General features: G+C 72.9%; 17 protein-coding genes. 5 read left to right on the forward strand and 12 right to left on the reverse strand.

All coding sequences use genetic code 11. The annotated features are described in order from the left end of the window. The first annotated feature begins 412 nt into the window (after positions 1–412). Positions 413–1,006: a TMEM165/GDT1 family protein gene (locus ABIA35_RS29905; RefSeq protein ID WP_370339095.1), complete on the forward strand. Its 594-nt coding sequence runs from the start codon at positions 413–415 to the stop codon at positions 1,004–1,006. 46 nt (positions 1,007–1,052) lie between these two features. On the opposite strand, the gene ABIA35_RS29910 is transcribed toward ABIA35_RS29905, so the two are convergent. Both ABIA35_RS29910 and ABIA35_RS29915 read right to left on the reverse strand, forming a co-directional pair. Beyond that, positions 1,053–2,228 (reverse strand): pyridoxal-phosphate dependent enzyme, encoded by a 1,176-nt coding sequence (locus ABIA35_RS29910; RefSeq protein ID WP_370360050.1) that lies wholly within the window; start codon positions 2,226–2,228, stop codon positions 1,053–1,055. A gap of 59 nt (positions 2,229–2,287) precedes the next feature. Next, on the reverse strand, positions 2,288–4,375 hold the full coding sequence (locus ABIA35_RS29915) for an ABC transporter ATP-binding protein/permease (RefSeq protein ID WP_370360051.1): 2,088 nt from the start codon (positions 4,373–4,375) through the stop codon (positions 2,288–2,290). A 407-nt stretch (positions 4,376–4,782) separates the two neighbouring features. Here ABIA35_RS29915 and ABIA35_RS29920 point away from each other — a divergent pair, with 407 nt between their 5' ends. Genes ABIA35_RS29920 through ABIA35_RS29930 form a run of 3 tightly spaced genes read left to right on the forward strand, consistent with a single transcriptional unit; the run spans position 4,783 to position 8,770 of the window. Continuing rightward, positions 4,783–6,900, forward strand: a complete 2,118-nt coding sequence (locus ABIA35_RS29920) for a 1-deoxy-D-xylulose-5-phosphate synthase (RefSeq protein WP_370360052.1) — start codon at positions 4,783–4,785, stop codon at positions 6,898–6,900. Next, a complete protein-coding gene (gene ispG, locus ABIA35_RS29925; RefSeq protein ID WP_370360053.1) occupies positions 6,897–8,012 on the forward strand; it encodes a flavodoxin-dependent (E)-4-hydroxy-3-methylbut-2-enyl-diphosphate synthase in 1,116 nt (371 codons plus the stop codon). Before ABIA35_RS29920 ends, ispG begins: the two co-directional genes overlap by 4 nt. After that, on the forward strand, positions 8,009–8,770 hold the full coding sequence (locus ABIA35_RS29930) for an SDR family NAD(P)-dependent oxidoreductase (RefSeq protein WP_370339085.1): 762 nt from the start codon (positions 8,009–8,011) through the stop codon (positions 8,768–8,770). The genes ispG and ABIA35_RS29930 overlap by 4 nt, the downstream gene beginning before the upstream one ends. Before the next feature lie 149 nt (positions 8,771–8,919). On the opposite strand, the gene hpnH is transcribed toward ABIA35_RS29930, so the two are convergent. Genes hpnH through hpnC form a run of 7 tightly spaced genes read right to left on the reverse strand, consistent with a single transcriptional unit; the run spans position 8,920 to position 16,666 of the window. Beyond that, on the reverse strand, positions 8,920–9,924 hold the full coding sequence (gene hpnH, locus ABIA35_RS29935; protein ID WP_370339083.1) for an adenosyl-hopene transferase HpnH: 1,005 nt from the start codon (positions 9,922–9,924) through the stop codon (positions 8,920–8,922). A gap of 51 nt (positions 9,925–9,975) precedes the next feature. Continuing rightward, positions 9,976–10,611, reverse strand: a complete 636-nt coding sequence (locus ABIA35_RS29940; RefSeq protein ID WP_370360054.1) for a hypothetical protein — start codon at positions 10,609–10,611, stop codon at positions 9,976–9,978. Continuing rightward, a complete protein-coding gene (gene shc / locus ABIA35_RS29945) occupies positions 10,608–12,530 on the reverse strand; it encodes a squalene--hopene cyclase (protein ID WP_370360055.1) in 1,923 nt (640 codons plus the stop codon). The genes ABIA35_RS29940 and shc overlap by 4 nt, the downstream gene beginning before the upstream one ends. An 8-nt stretch (positions 12,531–12,538) precedes the next feature. Next, positions 12,539–13,555 (reverse strand): polyprenyl synthetase family protein, encoded by a 1,017-nt coding sequence (locus ABIA35_RS29950; protein WP_370339077.1) that lies wholly within the window; start codon positions 13,553–13,555, stop codon positions 12,539–12,541. Further along, positions 13,552–14,886 carry a hydroxysqualene dehydroxylase HpnE gene (gene hpnE, locus ABIA35_RS29955; protein ID WP_370360056.1) on the reverse strand — a complete coding sequence of 445 codons (1,335 nt, stop codon included), beginning with the start codon at positions 14,884–14,886 and terminating at the stop codon, positions 13,552–13,554. The genes ABIA35_RS29950 and hpnE overlap by 4 nt, the downstream gene beginning before the upstream one ends. Next, positions 14,883–15,746: a presqualene diphosphate synthase HpnD gene (hpnD, locus tag ABIA35_RS29960; protein WP_370339270.1), complete on the reverse strand. Its 864-nt coding sequence runs from the start codon at positions 15,744–15,746 to the stop codon at positions 14,883–14,885. The genes hpnE and hpnD overlap by 4 nt, the downstream gene beginning before the upstream one ends. An 11-nt stretch (positions 15,747–15,757) precedes the next feature. After that, on the reverse strand, positions 15,758–16,666 hold the full coding sequence (gene hpnC / locus ABIA35_RS29965; RefSeq protein WP_370339073.1) for a squalene synthase HpnC: 909 nt from the start codon (positions 16,664–16,666) through the stop codon (positions 15,758–15,760). Between the two features lie 164 nt (positions 16,667–16,830). Here hpnC and ABIA35_RS29970 point away from each other — a divergent pair, with 164 nt between their 5' ends. Further along, positions 16,831–17,553, forward strand: a complete 723-nt coding sequence (locus ABIA35_RS29970; protein ID WP_370360057.1) for a polysaccharide deacetylase family protein — start codon at positions 16,831–16,833, stop codon at positions 17,551–17,553. An 82-nt stretch (positions 17,554–17,635) separates the two neighbouring features. On the opposite strand, the gene ABIA35_RS29975 is transcribed toward ABIA35_RS29970, so the two are convergent. From ABIA35_RS29975 to ABIA35_RS29985, 3 genes are read right to left on the reverse strand one after another with little or no spacing between them, the layout of a single operon-like run. After that, complete coding sequence (locus ABIA35_RS29975) at positions 17,636–18,724, reverse strand: glycosyl hydrolase (protein ID WP_370360058.1); 1,089 nt, start codon at positions 18,722–18,724, stop codon at positions 17,636–17,638. 33 nt (positions 18,725–18,757) lie between these two features. Beyond that, complete coding sequence (locus ABIA35_RS29980) at positions 18,758–19,690, reverse strand: NAD-dependent epimerase/dehydratase family protein (protein WP_370339067.1); 933 nt, start codon at positions 19,688–19,690, stop codon at positions 18,758–18,760. A gap of 13 nt (positions 19,691–19,703) precedes the next feature. Then, complete coding sequence (locus ABIA35_RS29985) at positions 19,704–20,828, reverse strand: DegT/DnrJ/EryC1/StrS family aminotransferase (protein ID WP_370339065.1); 1,125 nt, start codon at positions 20,826–20,828, stop codon at positions 19,704–19,706. Positions 20,829–20,858: the final 30 nt, after the last annotated feature.

Raw genomic sequence — 20,858 nt, forward strand, 5'->3', positions numbered from 1 at the left:
CGCGCCAGTGTCGTCGAGCGGACCGAGAGTGGCCGGAAGCTGGCGGCGAGGGTGAAGGAGGTGTGGTGCTAGTTGGCGGACGAGACCGTCGCGGGGCTGCCCGCGCAGACCCCGGAAGGGCTTCCCGAGCTGCTCAGTGCGTTGACCGCCAGCGTCGATGGGCGCAGGCAGCGGCGGTAGGTTCGGGGTGGGGGCGGACGGGGCGGGGCGTGGGGCTGTTATTCTGGGAGCACCGCGAAGGGGAGTAGCTCCAACGCCGGGATGTCGACATACTGGCCCGCCTAGGGCCCGGCCCCCGGGACGTCTGCGAAGGCGTTGAGCAAGACCTTCGGCCCGCAGCGACAGCTGCCGCGCCGGAGCCTTCCCCGAAATCGGGCCTCGGATGCGGCCCGATTTGAAGGACTAGTCCTCCGTGGATCTCATCATCATCCTGACGGTGTTCGGGATTGTCTTCCTGGCCGAGTTGCCGGACAAGACCGCACTGGCCTCACTGGTGCTCGGCACCCGTTATCGGCCCTCGCATGTCTTCGTCGGCACCGCGGCGGCCTTCCTGGTGCACGTGGTGCTCGCCATCCTCGCCGGTAGCTTGCTGACGCTGCTGCCTGGCCGTTTGCTTCATGCGGTGGTTGGTGCGTTGTTCCTGATGGGCGCGATCCTTTTGCTGCGCGGACGCCATGATGAGGCCGAGGAAGAGGAAGAGCTCAAGCTCAAGGGCGACAAGCCGGCGACGTTCCGACGGGTCGCGGGGATGAGCTTCGGCGTGATCCTGGTCGCCGAGTTCGGGGATCTGACGCAGATCGTGACGGCGAACCTGGCGGCGAAGTACCACGATCCGATCTCGGTCGGGATCGGCGCCACGCTGGGACTGTGGGCGGTGGCGGGGCTGGCGATCGTCGGCGGCCGCGGGTTGTTGAAGGTGGTGCCGATCACGGTGATCACGCGGGTCGCGGCGGGCATCATGGGGGTGCTGGCGGTGATCAGTATCGTCGAGGCGATTCGGGGATAGGGGGCAGCAAAACGGCTACAGCTGGGTGCGGATCAGGGCCCGGGCTTCAGGACGTCGGCGGCTTGGACTTCAGGCCGCTGCCGCACAGCGGAGCTACCGCGAACGGCAGGTCGGGGTCCGGCGCGGTGTCCGGTTCCCCGACGAGTCCGGCGCTGATGGCTGCCCAGCACGCGGCTCCGGTGGGCTCCACGTACAAACCAGCGCGCGCCAGAGCGGCGTGGGCTGCGGCGACCTGGTCGTCCGTGACGGTCGTGATGTTGCCGCCGGTGGAGCGGATGGCGGCGAGGACCTGGGTGCCGCGGGCCGGGCGGGCGATGGCGATGCCTTCGGCGAGGGTGGGCTCGGCAGTGATCGTCGCGGGTTTGTCTTGTCCTGCTTGGAAGGCCGTGGCCAGCGGTGCGCAGGAGGCGGCCTGGACGGCGACGATGCGGGGCAGGTGGTCGATCAGGCCTGCGGCGAGCAGTTCGCGGGCGCCGAGGTGGGCGCCGAGGACGAGGGTGCCGTTGCCGACCGGGAGGACCAGGGTGTGCGGCAGGCGGCCGCCGAGTTGTTCCCACAGTTCGAAGACGTAGGTCTTGGTGCCGTGGAAGAAGAAGGGGTTGTGGACGTGGCTGGCGTACAGGGTGCCGGGTTCGTCGGCGGCCTGGGCCGCGGCGTCCGCTGTGTCCTCGCGGGAGCCGGGGATCTGGTGGACGGTGGCCCCGTAGGCGCGGAGTTGGGCGACCTTGCCGGCCGAGGTCGATTCCGGGACGTAGACCTCGCAGGCGATGCCGGCGCGCGCGGCGTAGGCGGCGATGGCCGTGCCGGCGTTGCCGCTGCTGTCGGCGATCATGCGGCCGACCGTCAGGTTGTCGGCCAGGGCGGCGAGCAGGACGGCGCCCCGGTCCTTGAACGAGCCGGTGGGCATCAGGTAGTCGACCTTGAGCCGGACGTCGGGGCGTCCGGGGGCGGTGACCAGCGGGGTCATGCCCTCGCCGAGGGTGATGGCGGCCGGTTCGGCCAGCGGTAGGGCCTCGGCGTAGCGCCAGAGCGTGGGCGCGCGGCGGGCCAGGTCGGCGGGCTTCGGGAAGGCCGGGGTGAAGCCGGACAGTTCCAGGACGCCGTGGCAGTCGGCGCAGCGCCAGGCGAGGTCCTGGAGCGCGTAGTGGTTGTCGCAGGCGGGGCAGTGGAGCGTGAGCGGCGGAACGGCCGGGGTCGGTGCGTTCGGTTCCGCCACTGCCACTGTCGCGCCTCCGGGTCGGGAATGGGTTCCCGACGTTACTCCGTCAGGGAGTCGCGGCTTCAGCAGCCCCGCAGCAGCGAGGACTCATGCCGCCGCAGCAGCCGCAGGACCAGCGCCAGGCAGGCCGCGCCGAGCACGACGAGCATGCCGATGTCCGCGCACCACATCCCGACCGAGTGCTGCCACAGCGGGTCGGTGGTGGTGCGGCCCTGGGGTGGGCCCATGATGCTGGGCAGGTTGATGGTCGAGGCCTCGGCGGCCACCGCCCAGCGCGAGGGCGAGAGCCAGGCCAGCTGCTCCAGGCCCAGGCTGTGGAAGAGCGGGAAGAGCGAGCCGCAGAAGACGACCTCGACGATGGTGATCAGGACCAGCAGCGGCATGGTCTTCTCGGTGGTGCGCACGATCGCGGAGACCACCAGGCCCAGCAGCATCGAGGTGACGCCGAGCAGGACCGCGGCGATCATCAGCTCGGGGACCGCGGTGCCGGAGATGATCAGGCCGTGGGCCGGTAGTTTGCGGGGCAGCAGGCAGATCGCGGACAGGACGATCGTCTGGGTCGCGGTGATCACGCCTAGGACGATGGCTTTGGACATCACATAGGCCGAGCGGGACAGTCCTGCCGCTCGTTCTCGGTCGTAGATGCCGCGTTCCTTGATCAGCTCGCGGACGGCGTTGGCGGCGCCGGTCAGGCACGCGCCGACGGCCAGGACCAGCAGGACGGTCGGGGCGTCGGTGTTCTTGTCGCCGCCGGAGGCCGCGGCCAGGCCGGAGGCGGCCGGGATGGCCAGGCTCAGGACGCCCATGATCATCGGGAGGGCGGCCAGGAGGAACAGGTGGCCGCGGTCGGAGGCGATCACCCTGAGGTAGCGGCGGATGAGGGTGCGGAGCTGGGAGCCCCAGCGCTGTTCGGCGCGCGGGGTGGAGTAGCTGGAGGCCAGGGCGGCCTGGGAGGGCGCCTTCGGCGCGGGGGACGGGGCCGGGTCGGACGCCGCCGGGGCCGAAGCCGCGGGAGCCGACGCCACCGCAGCCCGAGCCGGAGCAGCCACAGCCGGTGCAGCCACGGTCACGCTGAGGTCCCGGGCCTGCATGGGACCAAGGTCCTCGCTCGAAGACCGCGGTGAAGGAAGCGTGGCGGCCTCAGATGACTCCGAGGACTCCAAGGACTCCGCGGACTCCGCGGTGTACTTGTCGTGGTACTCCGACGCCCGGTACGCCGAGGCCCAGTCGTAGTCGCGCCGGCAGGAGAAGGCGTGGAACACGTCCGCCCACGTCTCGCACTCGAAGAACTGCAGCGCCTCCTGCGGGGGGCCGTAGTACGCCACTCCCCCGCCGGGCGCCATCACCAGCAGCAGGTCGCAGGCCTGCAGCTCGGCCACCGAGTGCGTGACCACCAGGACGGTGCGGCCCTCGTCGGTCAGGCAGCGCAGCATGCGCATGACGTCGCGGTCCATGCCCGGGTCCAGGCCGGAGGTGGGCTCGTCGAGGAACAGCACCGTGGGCTTGGTCAGCAGCTCCAGGGCCACCGACACCCGCTTGCGCTGGCCGCCGGACAGGGTCGCGACCTTGTTGCCCTCGAACTCGGTCAGGCGCAGGTCGGTCAGGACCTCGTCGATGCGGCGCTCGCGCTGCTCGGCGGTGGTGCCCTGGGGGAAGCGCAGGTCGGCGGCGTAGCGCAGGGCCGCCTTCACGGTGAGCTGGGCGTGCAGGACGTCGTCCTGCGGGACCAGGCCGATGCGGTGGCGCAGCAGGGAGTACTCGGCGCGCAGTTCGCGGCCGGCGTAGCGGACCTCGCCGGAGTCGGCGGGGCGGGAGCCGGTCAGGGCGCGCAGGAGGGTCGACTTGCCGGAGCCGGAGGGGCCGATGACGGCGACCAGGGCCTGGTCGGGGACGTCGAAGCCGACGTCGTCCAGGAGGGTCTTGACCACGCCGCGGTGCTTCACCGTGACGGTCAGGCCGCGGGTGGACAGGGCGGCGGTGTCGCCGGGGGCGACCGGGGCTATCGGAGGGCGGACCGAGGTGGCCTTCGCCGGGGTCCCGGGCTCGACCACTCCTGCTGGAAGCGCCATCAGCGCCGGACCGCCGCCCCCTACTTCGGTGGGGATCGGGGTCAGTATCGGAGTCAGTGTCGGAGCCGAGGTAACGGTCATCTTCCCTGCCTTGCCGGATCAGCTGGTCGCCTTCGCTGTCCGACATAGGTGGACTGCGCGTGGATTCCCAGTGTGTAGCACATGGACGCCGTTTCACGCATCGATCTTGCGATTCTTACTCTTTTGCCAGTCGTCGACCCGAAATATCGGCTCTGGGTAGCGGCCCCGGTACCTTCCGCAGTCGTTCGGGGAGGTTTGCGCCGCCCCGGATCGCCCGAACAGACGAACCGCGGCAGATGCCCCGTGGCCCCGGTCACAGAGTGCTGACCAGGGACGAAACCCGCTGCCCGGCGACCACAGGCGTCCCGCTGGACACGCGCGAGCCTGCGAAGGCGACCACCCTGGTGCGGTGGGAGTCACACGTGTTGCTTCCGCGCCGCGATGGTAGGCGAGTGTTAGGAGTCCCTATGCGGACGACCGCCAAGTCTTCGTCATCGTCTCCGGCACCCCGGCGGCAGCCCGCCGACCCGGTGCTGGAGCGGGTCAAAGACCCAGAGGACCTGGCGGGGCTGGATACCGCCGAGCTGGCCGGACTGGCCGAGGAGATCCGCGGCTTCCTGATCGAGAAGGTGTGCGCGGTCGGCGGCCACCTGGGGGTGAACCTGGGCGTCGTGGAGCTCACCATCGCGCTGCACCGGGCGTTCCGCTCGCCGCACGACGTGCTGCTGTTCGACACCGGCCACCAGAGCTACGTCCACAAGATCCTCACCGGCCGCGCCGCGGGCTTCGACGTGCTGCGCCGGCACGGCGGGCTGTCCGGCTACCCCTCGCGCTCGGAGTCGGCGCACGACTGGATCGAGAACTCGCACGCCTCGACCGCGCTGAGCTACGCCGACGGCCTGGCCAAGGCCTTCCAGCTGCGCGGCGAGCTGGCCGACGGCTCCGGCGACCCCGCGCGGCGGCATGTCGTCCCGGTCATCGGCGACGGCGCGATGACCGGCGGGCTGGCCTGGGAGGGCCTGAACAACCTGGCCGGCGCGGCCGACCGGCCGGTGGTGATCGTCCTGAACGACAACGGCCGCGCCTACGCCCCGACCATCGGCGGCATCGCGAACCACCTGGGCGGCCTGCGCCGGGATTCTCAAGAAAGCCCGGATTCCCGAGAAAGCCCAGATTCCCGAGAACGCCCGGAGCGCCGGGCCCGGCACCTGTTCGGCGAGCTCGGGCTGGCCTACGTCGGCCCGGTCGACGGCCACGACATCGCCGCCACCGAGCAGGCACTGCGCGAGGCCGCGGCGCTGGGCCGGCCGGCGCTGGTGCACGTGCTCACCACGAAGGGCCGCGGCTTCGCGCCGGCGGAGTGCGACGAGGCGGACCGGATGCACGCGGTCGGCGTCGTGGACCCGCTGACCGGCGTCCCCACCAAGGCGCCGAAGAAGAGCTGGACCGAGGTGTTCGGCGAGCAGATGGGCGCCATCGGGGCCGAGCGGGACGACGTGGTGGCGGTCAGCGCGGCGATGGTGCTGCCGGTGGGGCTCGGCGAGTTCGCGCAGCGGTTCCCGGACCGGGTGTTCGACGTCGGCATCGCCGAGCAGCACGCGGTCTGCTCAGCCGCCGGTCTGGCCGCCGGCGGGCTGCACCCGGTGGTGTGCGTCTACTCGACCTTCCTGAACCGGGCCTTCGACCAGGTGGTCATGGACGTGGCGCTGCACAGGGCAGGCGTCACGTTCGTTTTGGACCGCGCCGGGGTCACCGGACCGGACGGGGCCTCGCACCACGGGATGTGGGACAGCGCGATCCTCGGGGTCGTCCCGGGCCTGCGGCTGGCCGCGCCCCGGGACCCGGCGCGGCTGGCGGAACTGCTGCGGGAGGCGGTGGCCGTCGACGACGCGCCGACCGTGATCCGCTTCCCGAAGGCCGAGGCCGGGCCGGACATCGAGGCGCACACCCGGATGAACGGCGTCGACATCCTCTACCGGGCCGCCGGACGTCCGCTGGACGTGCTGATCGTCGCGGCCGGGGTGACGGCGCGGACCTGTCTGGCCGCCGCGCAGGAGCTGGATGGCCTGGGGATCGGCGCGACGGTGGTCGACCCGCGCTGGATCCTGCCGGTCAACCCGCACCTGACGCACCTGGCCGACCGGCACCGGCTGGTGGTGACCGTCGAGGACGGGGTGCGCAGCGGCGGGATGGGGACGGCGGTGGCGCAGGCGTGTGCCGACGCGGAGTCGACGACGCCGGTCCGGGTGATGGGGCTGCCCCGGGAGTTCCTGGCGGCCGGCGGACGCGAGGAGATCCTGGAGGGCGCCGGGATGGCGGTGCGGGACGTCGTCACGACCGTGGTCGACGGCCTGCGGGCCGGGCCCCGGGCCGTGGCGCCGGAGCTGATCGAGATCCCCGACGTCCCGCCGGTTGTCGGCAAGGTGAACGGCTCGGTGAACGGCTCGGTGAACAGCTCGGTGAACGGCTCGGTGAACAGCTCGGTGAACAGCTCAGCGAACGGCTCGGCGGACGGCCCGGCAAACGGCCCGGCGACCAGCAAGGTGAACGGCTCGGCGAAGCCTGCGGACAGGAGGGCACTGTGAACGCCATCGATCTCGGGCTGCCGGCCTTCCCGGCCGAGCAGGCCCGCGAGCTGCGGAGGATCAGCCGGCAGCTCGACGTCGGCGGCGTGCCGGTGGGCGGCGGGGCGCCGGTGTCGGTGCAGTCGATGACCACCACCCTGACCGCGGACGTGAACGCCACGCTCCAGCAGATCGCGCAGCTGACGGCCGCCGGCTGCCAGATCGTGCGGGTCGCGGTGCCCTCCCAGGACGACGCCGACGCGCTGCCGATGATCGCGAAGAAGTCGCAGATCCCGGTCATCGCCGACATCCACTTCCAGCCCAGGTACGTCTTCGCCGCCATCGACGCCGGCTGTGCCGCGGTGCGCGTGAACCCGGGCAACATCAAGGCCTTCGACGACAAGGTCGGCGAGATCGCCCGCGCCGCGCAGGACGCGGGGATCCCGATCCGCATCGGCGTGAACGCCGGGTCCCTGGACAAGCGGCTCTATGAGAAATACGGCAAGGCCACGCCCGAAGCCCTGGTCGAATCCGCGCTCTGGGAGTGCTCGCTGTTCGAGGAGCACGGATTCCGCGACATCAAGATCTCGGTCAAGCACCACGATCCGCTGGTGATGGTGGCGGCCTACCGCCAGCTGTCCGAGCAGTGCGACTACCCGCTGCACCTGGGCGTCACCGAGGCCGGGCCGCTGATGCAGGGCACCATCAAGTCCTCCGTCGCCTTCGGCATCCTGCTGGCCGAGGGCATCGGCGACACGATCCGGGTCTCCCTGTCGGCGCCGCCGGTGGAGGAGGTCAAGGTCGGCATCGGCATCCTGGAGTCGCTGGGACTGCGCCGCCGGCACCTGGAGATCGTCTCGTGCCCGTCGTGCGGGCGCGCGCAGGTGGACGTGTACAAGCTGGCCGAGCGGGTGCAGGCGGCCTTCGACGGGTTCCCGCACCCGCTGCGCGTCGCGGTGATGGGCTGCGTGGTGAACGGCCCCGGCGAGGCGCGCGAGGCCGACATCGGCGTGTCCTCCGGGAACGGCAAGGGCCAGATCTTCGTGCGCGGCGAAGTGGTCCGCACGGTGCCCGAGGCCCAGATCGTCGAGGCGCTCGTGGAGGAGGCGCTGGCGCTGTCCGAGGCGTCATGAGGGCCGGGGTCGCCCTGGTGACCGGGGCCTCGTCGGGGATCGGCGCCGTCACCGCCGCCGCCCTGGCCCGCCGCGGCTACCGCGTCGTGGTGCACGGCCGCGACGAGCGCGCGACCGCCGAGGTGGCCCTGGCGGTGGACGGCGTGCCCGTCTGCGCCGACCTCGCCCGCGACGGCGAGGCCGAACGGCTCGCGGAGCGGGCGCTGGAGGCCGGGCGCGGGCGCGTCGAGGTGCTGGTGAACAACGCGGGCTTCGGCTGGTACGGCGACTTCGGCGCGATGCCGGCCGGGACGGCGCAGCGGCTGCTGGCGGTGAACCTGGCCGCGCCGATCGCGCTGACCCGCGCGCTGCTGCCGGGGATGCGGGAGCGGGACGCCGGGCGGGTGGTGTTCGTCAGCTCGATCGCGGGGCGGGTGGGGGTGGCGGGCGAGTCCGTCTACGCGGCGACGAAGGCCGGGCTCGGCTGCTTCGCGGACAGCCTGCGCGGCGAGCTGCGGGGCACCGGGGTCGGGGTCGGGGTGGTGGTCGCGGGGGTGATCGCGACACCGTTCTTCGAGCGGCGCGGGACGCCTTACGCGCGCCGCTGGCCCAAGCCGATCCCGACGGAGGCGGCGGCCGCCGCGGTGGTGCGGTGCGTGGAGCAGGGGGCGGCGGAGGTCTATGTGCCGCGGTGGTTGCGGGTGCCGGGGGCGGTGCAGGGGGTGGCGCCGGGGGTCTATCGCTGGTTGGAGGGGCGGTTCGGCGGCGAGGGGGTGTGAAGGGGGCGCAGCATTTTGTTAGGGCATATTCGCCCCTTGTAAGCATGCATAACAGGCGGCGCTGACAGCTCGGCACAGCGCGCTGACAGTTCGGCGACCGCGACAACGCGCGCCGCCGAGGCCGTGGAACCTCGGCGGCGGCCGCAGCCCTACCCCTCCCGCAGCGCCCGCACCGACTCCCGCAGCGAACCCAGCGTCGCGAACACCGCCGTCGGCTCGTAGCCGCAGTGCGCCATGCAGTTCGCGCAGCGCGGGTCGTTGCCGCGGCCGTAGCTGTCCCAGTCGGTCTCCTCCAGCAGTTCCTTGTACGTCTTCGCGTAGCCGTCCGACATCAGGTAGCACGGCTTCTGCCAGCCGAACAGGGAGTAGCTCGGGATGGCCCACGCGGTGCAGGGGAAGTCCACCTTCCCCTCCAGGAAGTCCAGGAACAGCGGGCTGTGGTTCAGCCGCCACCGCTGCCGGTTCCCGTTCCCGAACGCTTTGCGGAAGACCTCGCGGGTCTGCTTCACCGGCAGGAAGTGCTCCTGGTCCGGGGCCTTCTCGTAGGCGTAGCCGGGGCTGATCATCATCTGGTCGACGCGGAGGTCGTCGTTCAGGTAGTCCAGGATGTCGATCACGTCCTGCGGGGAGTCCGTGTCGAAGAAGGTCGTGTTCGTCGTCACCCGGAAGCCGCGGCGGCGCAGTTCGCGGACCGCCGCCACCGCCTCGTCGAAGACGCCTTCCTTGCAGACCGACTCGTCGTGGCGTTCGCGCAGGCCGTCGAGGTGGATCACCCAGGTGAAGTAGCGCGAGGGCTTGAAGCGGTCCAGCTTCTTGGGGATCAGCAGGGCGTTCGTGCACAGGAACACGTAGCGCTTCATCTTCACCAGCTCGTCGACCAGCTCGCCGATCTGCGGGTGCATCAGCGGCTCGCCGCCGGCGATGGAGACCATCGGCGCCCCGCATTCGCGCATCGCGGCGAGCGCCTGCTCGACCGGCATGCGGCGCTTGAGGACGTCCGCCGGGTGCTGGATCTTGCCGCAGCCGGCGCAGGACAGGTTGCAGGCGAACAGCGGCTCCAGCTCCACCAGGAGGGGGAACTTCTCGCGGCGGCGCAGCTTGTTGCCCAGGATGTAGCTTCCGATGCGGATGCTCTGGCGGACCGGCATTCCCATGGTTCCGCGCCTCCTTGCGAGTAGATCAGTGCGGGTGGATCAGGTGGTTGTTCAGACGTGTTCGAGTGCTGTGGCCCAGTGCCGCAGGACGACGCCGACGGCTCGCAGGCGTCTTCGCGCGGTCAGTCCCGCGCGCAGGGTCGAGGGGCGGACCAGCGGGTGGTCCGGGGTGTCCACGACCACCCGGACCACCGTGAACGGCCGGCCGCGCGCGGTCGCGACCAGGGGGAACGACTCCATGTCCACCGTGGTCACGCCCTGTCCGGCCAGCCGGGTCAGCAGGTCGGAGGAGGCGACGTGCTCGATGGTCGCGATCGGGCCGGTGACCACGGCCGGGACGCGCCGGGCCGCACCGTGCGCATGCGGGTGGGCGTCTGCCTCGGCCTCGGCTTCGGGCTCCAGGATCAGGTGCTGCTCCAGCGCGAAGGCGACCGTGTCGGCCCACGGGCACGCGATCACCGCACCGCCCTGGCGCACCTCGTCGGCGACCACCACGTCCCCGGGCTTCAGGCACCCGTCGGTGGCGCCGCCGAACCCCGCGACGGCCAGCACGTCGAAAGCCCGCTCGCGCCGCGCGAACTCCTCGGCCCGCCGCAAGCCCATGCCGACCCGCTCGACCCGCAGGCCGTCAGTCTTCAGGGCTCGGGCCTCGATGCCGAGCGCCGCGCAGACGAGCAGGTCAGTCATGACACGGCCCCCACGGCCTTCACATAGCGGCCGAGCGCACTGACCGGGAAGACCAGCCGGTACAGGTGGTAGTTCAGGTAGAAGTCGCCGGGGAAGCCGGTCCCCGTGTAGTGGTCCTCGTCCCACGTCCCGTCGGGACGCTGCGTGCGCACCAGGAACCGGACACCGTGCTCGACCGCCGTCCCGCGCTCCTCCCCCGCCGCGAGCAGCGCCAGCAGCGCCCACGCGGTCTGGGAGGCGGTCGAGACCCCGCGCCCGATCCACCGCTTGTCGCGGTAGGAGCGCAGGTCCTCGCCCCAGCCGCCGTCGTCGTTCTGGTGCTCCTCCAGCCAGCGGACGGCGCGGCGGATCATCTCGTCCTGCGGGTCCACGCCCGCGGCCACCATCGCCGGGACCACGGCGCCGGTGCCGTAGACGTGGTTGGCGCCCCAGCGCCCGAACCAGGATCCGTCGCTCTCCTGCGCGCGCACCAGCCACTCCAGCGCGCGCCGCGAGGCCGGCGAGCCGCCGCGTCCCAGGGCCGCGTAGGCCTCCAGGGTGTGCGCGGTGACGTCGGCGGTCGGCGGGTCGATGACGGCGCCGAAGTCGCAGAACGGCAGCTTGAGCGCCAGGGTGCGGGTGTTGTCGGCGTCGAAGGCCCCGTAGCCGCCGTCTTTGCTGGCCATGCCCTCCAGCCAGTCCACGCCGCGCCGGATGGCGGCGGGCGCGTCCGGGTGCGCGACGCGGTTCAGCGCGAGCAGCACCTCGGCGGTGTCGTCGACGTCGGGGTAGCCGTCGTTGTCGAACTCGAAGGCCCAGCCGCCGGGCGCCACGCGCGGCCGGCGCACCGACCAGTCGCCGGGGTTGGTGATCTCCTCTTCGAGCACCCAGTCGGCGGCCTTCACCAGCGCCGGGTGGTCCTCGGGCAGGTCGGCGTCGCGCAGCGCGGTCATCGCCAGGACGGTGTCCCACACCGGGGACTGGCACGCCTCCAGGCGGCGGCCGCGTTCGTCGCGGATCGTGAACCGGTCCAGGCCCTCGATGCCCTTGCGCATCACCGGATGGTCGACGCCGTAGCCGAGCAGGTTCAGCGCCATCAGCGAGTACACCCACGGCGGCTGGATCCCGCCCCAGGAGCCGTCAGCCTCCTGACGCGCGATGATCCAGTCGGCGGAGCGGCGCAGCGCAGCGTCCCGCACCGACCGCAGCGGCCGCTTCTCATAGACGTGCAAGGCGCGGTCGAGCGTGCTGAAGAAGCCGCGCTGCGCGGGCGCGCGCCGGCCGCTGCGCAGCTCCACCAGGTCGAAGCCGAGCGGCCGCACCGGCCGCAGGGCGTTGACGATGGTCAGCGGGACCACGGTCTGCCGGGCCCAGCAGGCCCAGTCGTAGACGTTGAGCGGGAACCACTTCGGCAGGTAGATCAGCTCCGGCGGCATCACCGGCAGGTCCGACCACTGCCATTCGCCGAACAGCGCGAGCCAGATGCGGGTGAAGACCCGGCTGGCCTCGATGCCGCCGGACTCCAGGATGTAGGCGCGGGCGGCGATCATGTGCTCGGCGTCCGGGGAGTCGCCGGCCATCTTCAGGGCCGCGTAGGCCTCGATGGTCGTGGACAGGTCGGCCGGGCCGTCGAAGAAGTTCGCCCAGGTGCCGTCGGCGCGCTGCTGGGAGCGGATCCAGTCGCCGGCCTCGCGGGTCACCTCGTCGGTGCGGATGCCCAGGAACTGGCGCAGCAGCAGGTCCTCGGCGTCCATGGTGACGTTGGTCTCCAGCTCGCCCTTCCACCAGCCGGCGGTGTCCTGCAGGCCGAGCAGGTGGTCGGCGGCGGCCTTGAGCGTGGTGGCCTTGAGCGTGGCGGCCGCTTTTGCAGGGCCGCCGGGGTCGGCGGAACCGGTCGCGGCGAGGTCGGCGGCGAGGTCGGCGGCGATGAGGTCGGTCACGGGTTCCCCTAGCTGTCCCGGTGGGTGACGAAACGGGCCACGGCCAGGAACTCGGCGCGCACGTCGTCCGGGATGTCGGCGCCGGCCAGCCGGGCCTCGGCGGCGGCGACGCGGGCGTCGGCGGCGGCCTCGGCCCAGGCCCGGCCGCCGGCCTCCTCGATCAGCGCGGCGGCCTCGACCAGCTGCGGCTCGGTCAGCGGGTCGGTTTGCGTGTACAGCAGCGCCAGCCGGGCCGAGGCCGGGGTGCCGGCGCCGAGCGCGGCGGTCACCGGCAGCGACTTCTTGCGCGAGCGCAGGTCGTTGAGCACCGGCTTGCCGGTCACCTCCGGCTCGCCCCAGATGCCGAGCAGGTCGTCGACGAGCTGGAAGGCCAGGCCCAGGTCCTCGCCGAAGCCGGACAGCGCCAGCGCCAGCCGGTTGGGCGCCTCGGCCAGCACCGCGCCGATGGAGCAGGAGCAGGCGAACAGCGCCGCGGTCTTGTCCATCGACATCACCGTGCACTCGTCCAGCGAGACGTCGGTGCGGGTCTCGAAGCCCAGGTCGAGGGCCTGGCCGGCGATGAGTTTGCGGGTGGTGGCGGCTATGTGCCGGGCAGCGCGGTGGGCGCCGGCGGTGCCGCGGTCCAGCAGCACCTCCTCGGCCAGCGCCAGCAGCGCGTCGCCGGCCAGGATCGCGGCCGGGACGCCGAAGACCGTCCAGGCCGCCGGGCGGTGCCGGCGCATGCGGTCGTTGTCCATGACGTCGTCGTGCAGCAGCGAGAAGGCGTGCACGAACTCGACCGCGACCGCGGCCGGCACGACCCGCGCCATGTCGGCGCCGGCGGCGCGGCCCGACAGCAGCGCCATCGCCGGCCGTAGCGCCTTGCCGCCGGCCGGGCCCTTCGGCGCCGAACCGTCGGCCTCGACCCAGCCGAAGTGGTACGCCGCGACCCGGCGCATCCGGGGGTCCAGCCGTTCGACGGCGGCGCGCATGGCCGCCTCGACCAGCTCGCGGCCGGCGGTCACGGCGTGCGGGACGACTGTCATCGGACGTTGCCTTTCTGCAGGTGGCGACGGCACAGGCGGGCGGCCGTCAGTCCGCTGCGCACCGCGCCCTCCATGGTGTCGGGCCAGCCCGTGGCGGTCCACGCGCCGGCGAGGAAGAGCCCTGGTACCCCCGTTTCGGCGGCCGGACGCAGGGCCCCGGAGCCCGGCGTCTGACGGAACGTGGCGTGTCGTTCGCGGGTGACGAAGAACTCCGCGACCCGCGCGCGCCGGGCCCGCGGCAGCGCCTCGGCCAGCGCCGGCAGGAACGCCCGCCGGATCTGCGCGACCGGCGCGTCGATCCACTGGCCGGCCGCCGAGACGACGCTGCTGACGTACTGGCCGTGTTCCGGGTCGAGCCCGGCGGCGCTGGTCCGGTCGAAGACCCACTGCACCGGGGAGTCGACGACGGCCGCGAACGGGGAGTCCAGAACGGGACGGTCGTAGAGCACGTGCACGTCGACGATCGGCGAGGACGCCAGGCCGGCCCAGGAGCCCCGGTCCGGGCACGCAGCCTCGGGCACCAGCGCGGCGGCGGCCGGATGCGGCACCGCGACGATCACCGCCTCGGCGTCCACCGGGAAACCGTCCACGACCAGCCGGTTGCCGGAGACGACCTGCTCGACCTTGGTCTTCAGGTGCACGCCGCGCAGCGTCTTCTCGGCGGCGCGGCCGTGCAGTTCGCCCAGCGGGATGCGAGGGACGCCGATGTCGGCGGCGTCGGCCCGGCCGAGCAGCGCCTTCTGGATCACCATCGCGGACAATCCGAGCGAGGCCTCGTCCACGCCGCAGTTCAGCGCGGCGGTGACGAACAGCTCCCACAGGTAGCGGCGGGTGCGGTCGCTCTGGCCGTGCCGGTCGAGCCAGTAGCCCAGGCTCATCGCGTCCACGTGCGGGTCGTCCGCGTTGACCTTGCGCATAGCCAACGAGGCCGAGGCGGCGCGCAGCCGCTCGGCCGGGGATAGCAGGGAGTAGGTGGCCAGCGCGGGGAGCAGATGCATCGGACCCGGCAGGCCGGTGCGCCGCAGGCGGGCCTCGGGGCGCTCGTCGGGCGTCAGGATCCGCAGGTCGAAGCGGTTCTGCAGGTCGATGCCGTGCGCGGTGCCCAGGCGTTGCAGCAGGCCGCGGTAGGCGGTGAAGGCGCGCAGCAGCACGTGCTGGCCGTTGTCCACGGTCAGGTCCGGGCCGCCGTCGGTGCCGGCCCGCTGAAAGGAGTGCGTGGCCCCGCCCAGGCGCGGGCGGGCCTCGTACAGCTCGACCTCGATCCCGGCCTCCTGGAGCGCGACGGCCGCCGCGATGCCGGCCAGGCCTCCGCCGACCACGGCCACGCTCACGGCGTCACCCCGGCCAGCGCGCGGGCCGCGACCACGCCCTTCTCCCAGGCCGGGAGCGACATGCGGGAGTTCAGGGCGCTGATCGGCTGCTCGGCGATGCGGACGAGCAGCCGGCGGTAGATCCCGGCCATGGCCGCCGTGCAGGCGGCGCTGCGCCGGTCCAGCAGCGGCAGCAGCTTCAGCCCGGTGTCGTACCAGCCGCGGGCGTACGCCGCCTGGTCGCGGACCAGGGCGGCCAGGTCGGCCTCGTCGTCGACGAAGCGGTCGTGCTCGTCGATCTTCAGCGTGCAGCCGTGCCGGACCAGTTCGTCGGCCGGCAGGTAGACGCGGCCCATGAGGCCGTCCTCGCGGATGTCGCGCAGGATGTTGGTGAGCTGCAGCGCCACGCCGAGGGAGTCGGCGTAGCCGGAGGCCTCTTCCAGGCGCGCCGGGTCGACACCGTAGACGCCGAGCGAGAGCCGGCCGATGGAGCCGGCGACGCAGCGGCAGTAGAAGGTCAGCTCGTCGGCGGTGGCGTAGTCGGTGCCGCGCACGTCGGCCTCGCAGCCGTCGATGAGCTCGTCGAAGGCGGCCAGCGGGATCGGGTGCTTCTTCGCGGCGTCGGCCAGCGCGACCAGCACCGGGTCCTCGGTCTGCTCCTCGATGCGGTGCAGCTCCTCGCGGGCGGTGGCCAGCTGCGCCAGGCGCTCGCCGCGGGTCTGCGAGCCGTCGCCGATGTCGTCGACGCGCCGGGCGAAGGCGTAGACCGCGGACAGCGCCTGCCGCTTGGTGGTCGGCAGCAGGCGGATGCCGTACGCGAAGTTCCGGGCCCGCGAGCGGACCACCCGTTCGCAGTGCTCGTACGCGGCTTGCGGGTCGATGCTCGCTGGGCTCACTTGGTCACGTCCCTTCCGAGGATCAGCAGGGCTTCGCCGAGCGTCCGCGCGCGGCTGGGGCGCAGTCGGGCGGCATGCACGTCGTAGGCGCCGCCGCGCAGCGCCGCCAGGGTGGCGCGGCCGCCGGCCAGGTAGCCGGCCACGGCGACCCGGGCCCAGCCGTCGAGCTTGCCGATCAGCGGGGCGCCGTCGTCCAGCAGCGCGGCGGCGCGGTCGGCGTTGCGGGCCACCACCCCGCGCAGCCTGGTCGGGGTGGTGGGGGCGCCCAGGTCGGCGTCGGTACAGCCGAACAGCCGCAGGTCGTCGGCGGGCAGGTAGACCCGGCCGTCGGCGAAGTCCTCGGCGACGTCCTGGCAGTGCTCGATGACCTGCAGCGCGGTGCAGATGTGGTCGGACAGCGCGAGCCGCTCCGGGGAGGCGGCGTCGAACACGTGCAGCACCAGGTGCCCGACCGGGTCCGCGGACAGCGCGCAGTACTCGACGAGCTGGTCCCAGGTGGCGTACCGGTGGATCTCCTGGTCCTGGCGGTTGGCCTGGACCAGCTTGCGCAGCGGCGCCTCCGGGATGCCGTGCTCCCGGGCCACGGCGCCGATGGCGCGCAGCGCCGGCAGCTCCGGGGCGGCGCCGGCGAAGATCCGGTCGATGTCCCGGTCCACCAGGTCGAAAAGCCGCCCGCGCTCGGCCGGCGGCGCCTCGTCGCCGATGTCGTCGATCAGGCGGGCGTACCGGTAGACCGCACCGAGCGCCACCCGGTGCCGGGCCGGGAGGATGCGCAGCGCCACCGGGAAGTTCTCGCGGATGGTCCGCTCGGGCGGCATGGCGGGATCGCCGGCGCCCGGACGCGTGGCACTCGCCGCCCGCGGACCGGGTCCGCCAGCGGAGTCGAGCCGGCTGGCCTTCAGCATCAGTGGAATCCCTTCGCCTCTCCAGCAACGCAATCAGCACTCGGCCCTCCCGTCCCCTTTTCCTGATCCATTCGAGGGTCCCCAACGGCTCGGCACGCGGAAAGGAGTTGATTCGGGCGGCCGAGCCGGGGTGTGATCCGCGGCGGCGCGGGAAGGTGCCGGGCATGCGTTCGGTGGCTGTCGCCGCGGCGGGCGCGGCGATCGGCGCGGCCGGGCTGGGCCTGGCGCACGTCGGGCCCGCCGCGAGCTGGCTGCCGCCCGTGCGCCGCCGCTTGTGGCCGGCCATGGAGGCCCGCGGCCGGTCCGGCCACGTGGCGCTGACCTTCGACGACGGCCCGGACCCGGTCAGCACGCCGCACTTCTGGGACCTGCTGGACGAGCTCGACGTCCGCGCGACGTTCTTCGTACTGGGCTCGCGGGCGGCGCGGCACCCGGAGGTGGTCGCCGAGACCGCGGCGCGCGGGCACGAGGTGGCGGTGCACGGCTGGACGCACCAGCCGCAGTGGCTGCCCAGCCCGCAGCGGGACCTGATCGAGCTGCGGCTGGCCCGGGACGTGGTGGAGCAGAGTTGCGGGGTGCGGCCGGTGTGGTTCCGGCCCCCGTTCGGAGTACTGACCACGGGCTTGTGGCGGGCCGCGCGGCGGGCCGAGCTGCGGCCGGTGCTGTGGGGCGCGTGGGGCCGGGACTGGGAGGAGGACCGGTCGGCGGCCGAGGTTCGGCGCACGGTACTCGGCGAGGTGCGCGGAGGCACGACGGTGCTGTTGCACGACGCGGCGCCGGACGGACGCGGGCAGGCGTGGCGGACGACGCTGGAGGCGGTGCCGGGGATCGTGGAGGGCTGCCGGGGCGCCGGGTGGGATGTGGGGCCGCTGGCGGAGCACTTCTGAGGGCACTGCGGCGCTCCGGAAGCCATCGGCAGATCGGTCGGCGCTGAAGCGTGCGGCCAGGTGCGAGTCGGCGCGGCGCCCCTCACGACAACCCCACACTGCTCAGCGCCGCCCCGAAAGCCGCCTCCCAGGGCGCCCGCACCGAACCCGCCGAGGGCTTCGGCGTCTCCCGTTCCAGCGCCGCCAGCGCCGCGCGCACGACGTCGCGCGGCGCGGCCCCGGTGACGTCCGCGTATCCGAGCTCCAGCTCGTGTTGCAGGTTGTCGCGGCCGTGCCCGGGCACCACGTCCAGCAGCAACAGCCGCCGCCCGATGGCGCGCGCCTCGCTGCAGGTGTCGCCGGAGCTGGTGACCACCAGGTCGGCCGCCGCCATCAGGGCCGGTACCCGGTCGGAATACCCCAGGGCTCGCACACGCGGCTCCCGCCGCCGCACCTCTCGCAGCCGCGCTTCCAGCTCCCTGTTGCGTCCCGCGACCGCCAGGACGTGCACGCCCGCCGCGCCGAGCGCGGCCGCCGCCTCGGCCACCGGGCCCAGGCCCCAGCTGCCGCTCATCAGCAGCACGCAGCGCGCGTCCGGCGGGATGCCGAACTCCTCGCGGGCTTCCTGCTTGGTGGGCGGTGAGTAGAACGGTGTCCGCAGCGGCGCCGGGGCGACCACGGTCCGGGCGTCGGGGCGGTAGCGGCGCACTCCGGCGGCGGCGGTCTCGGAGGTCACCAGGAACAGGTCGGTGCTCTCGTGCACCCACAGCCGGTGCGGGGTGACGTCGGTGCAGAACACCATGTGCGGCGGGACCGGCGTGCCGTCCCGGTGCAGGGCGTCGACCGCGCCGGCGGCCGTGGAGAACACCGACACCACCAGCTCGGTCGGCTGCCGGCCGAGCAGGTCCCGGACCCGCGGGGCCAGCCGGGCGACCGCGGCCCTCTCGGTGGAGCGCGCCAGGCGGGTGCCGGGGCGCAGTGCCGAGAAGTGGAACGCGTCGTAGACGCCCGGTACCGCCAGCAGCCGGCGGAACACCGCCTCCCCCGCCGCGCCGGACCGGCGGCCGAGCAGGGCCATCGCGTCGACGGTCGCGGTGGTCCAGCCGCGCTCGTGCAGCGAGTCCGCGCAGGCTGCCGCCATCACGTCGTGCCCCTGGCCCAAGGACCCGGACAGCAGCAACGCGTGCGGCATCGCCTGCGGCCTCCTTGCCTGTCTCAGCGTGTCTCAGCGTGTCTCGGCGCGGTACCACTCGGCGTAGCGCCGCACACCCTCGGTGAACCCGGTGGTCGGCGACCAGCCCAGCAGGCGCTTGGCCTTGGCGTTGGAGACACGGGTGCCGGTGTAGTCGGCGGCGCGCGCCGGGACGTGCTCGACGGTGATCGGGCCGAGCAGGCCGTCCACGGTGTCGGCGATGTCCCGGACCGAGATCGGGGTGGTGCCCTCCAGCGCGATGGTCTCGTCCTCGGCGGTCGGGGACAGCGCGAGCACGTGCGCGGCCGCCAGGTCGCGGACGTAGACGTAGTTGCGGGTCTGGCGGCCCTGGCCGGCGATGGTGATCGGCTGCCCGGCCATCGCGGCCTGCACGAACTTGGCCACGACCAGGGCGTCACGCATGCGCGGGCCGTAGGGGATGCCGTAACGCAGGATCGTGAAGTGCTGTCCGTACAGTTCGCGGTAGCTCTGCACGGCCATCTCGGCGGCGAGCTTGGTCGCGACGTACAGGTGGCCGCTGCGCCGCAGGTCGAAGGGGACGTCCTCGGTCAGTTCGGCCAGGCCGTCGCCGCCGCCCTCGCCGTCGGTGTGCGCGGCCCCGTAGACCCAGACCGTGCTGGCCAGCACGAACCGGTTCATGCCGACGCGCCGCGCGGCCTCCAGGGTGGTGCCGGTGCCCTCGACGTTCAGCCGCAGCGCCCGGACCGGGTCGGCGGTGACCTGGCCGACGTCGGCGGCGGCGGCCAGGTGGAAGACCACCTCGCCGCCGTCCAGCGCGACGGTCAGGCCGGCCAGGTCCAGGATGTCGGCCTTGCGGTACTCGGCGGCCGGGTTGAGCTTGCGGATCTCGCTGTCCACGACCACGACCTCGTGGCCGGCCTCGACCAGCGCGTCGACGACGTGCGAGCCGATGAAACCGCAGCCCCCGGTGACGACCGTGCGCATCTGTGGGCTCCTTTCAGCCGAACATCTCGCCGGACACGGTGCGTACGGCGGTGAGGACCTGCTCGACCTCGTCGTCGCGCATGTCCGAGTGCACGGGCAGGCAGACGTGCCGGGCGCAGACGTCCTCGGCGACCGGCAGCGAGCCGTTGGCGTACTTCATCAGCACCGGCTGCTTGTGCAGCGGCAGGTCGTAGACCTCGCCGGACAGGCGCACGGCGAAGCGATCGGCGACCTCGGCCTTGAACCGCGTGCGGTCGGCGCCGGCGGGCAGCAGGAGGATGTACTTATAGAAGTTGCTGACGCAGCCGGGCGGCTCGGTGAGCGGAGTGAGCGCGTCGATCCCGGACAGCGCCTGGGTGTAGCGCGCGGCGACGGAGCGGCGGTGCTTCACGAACCGCGACAGGTGCTGGACGTGGACCGCGCCGGCCGCCGCGTTCAGCTCCGACAGCCGCCACGACGCGCCGTCGCGGACGTGGTGGTTGGTGGTGAACGCGCCCTTGCCCTGGTCCCGGTACATCCGGGCCTCGTCGCGCACCTGCGGGTCGGCGGTGAGGATCATGCCGCCCTCGGCGCTGGTGGTGACCTTGGTCGGGTAGAAGGAGAAGGCTCCGGCCAGCCCGAAGGTGCCGGCCATGCGGCCCTCGAGGCTGCAACCGTGGGCGTGCGCGGCGTCCTCGACCAGCGCGACGCCGCGCCGGTCGCACAGCGCGCGGATGGCGTCGACCCGCGGCGTGATCATCCCGCCGACGTGCACCAGCACCACGGCCTTGGTGGTCGGGGTGAGCACCGCCTCGACGGTCTCCGGGGTGAGCGCGAAGGTCGAGGCCTCGACGTCGGCGAAGACCGGCCGGCCGCCGGCGTGCACCACGGCGGCGGCCGTGGCGTAGAAGGTGTTCGCCGGCACCACCACGTCGTGGTTGGCCACCCCGACCACCCGCAGGGCGATCTCCAGGGCCGCGGTCCCGGTCGCCACCGCGACCGCGTGCTGCGCGCGGTGCGCCGCCGCGAAGGCGGTCTCGAACCGCTCGGTGTGGGGGCCGAGCGTCAGCGCGCCGGTGGCCAGGCTCTCGGCCACCGCGGCGGCGACCGCGGCGCGGTCGTCGGCGTCGAACACGATGCGAGCCGCGGGTACTGTCACTGCCACTGCACACCTCCGGAGAAGGGGATG

Origin of the sequence: Catenulispora sp. MAP12-49 (assembly GCF_041262705.1) — a bacterium.
Lineage (GTDB): Bacteria > Actinomycetota > Actinomycetes > Streptomycetales > Catenulisporaceae > Catenulispora.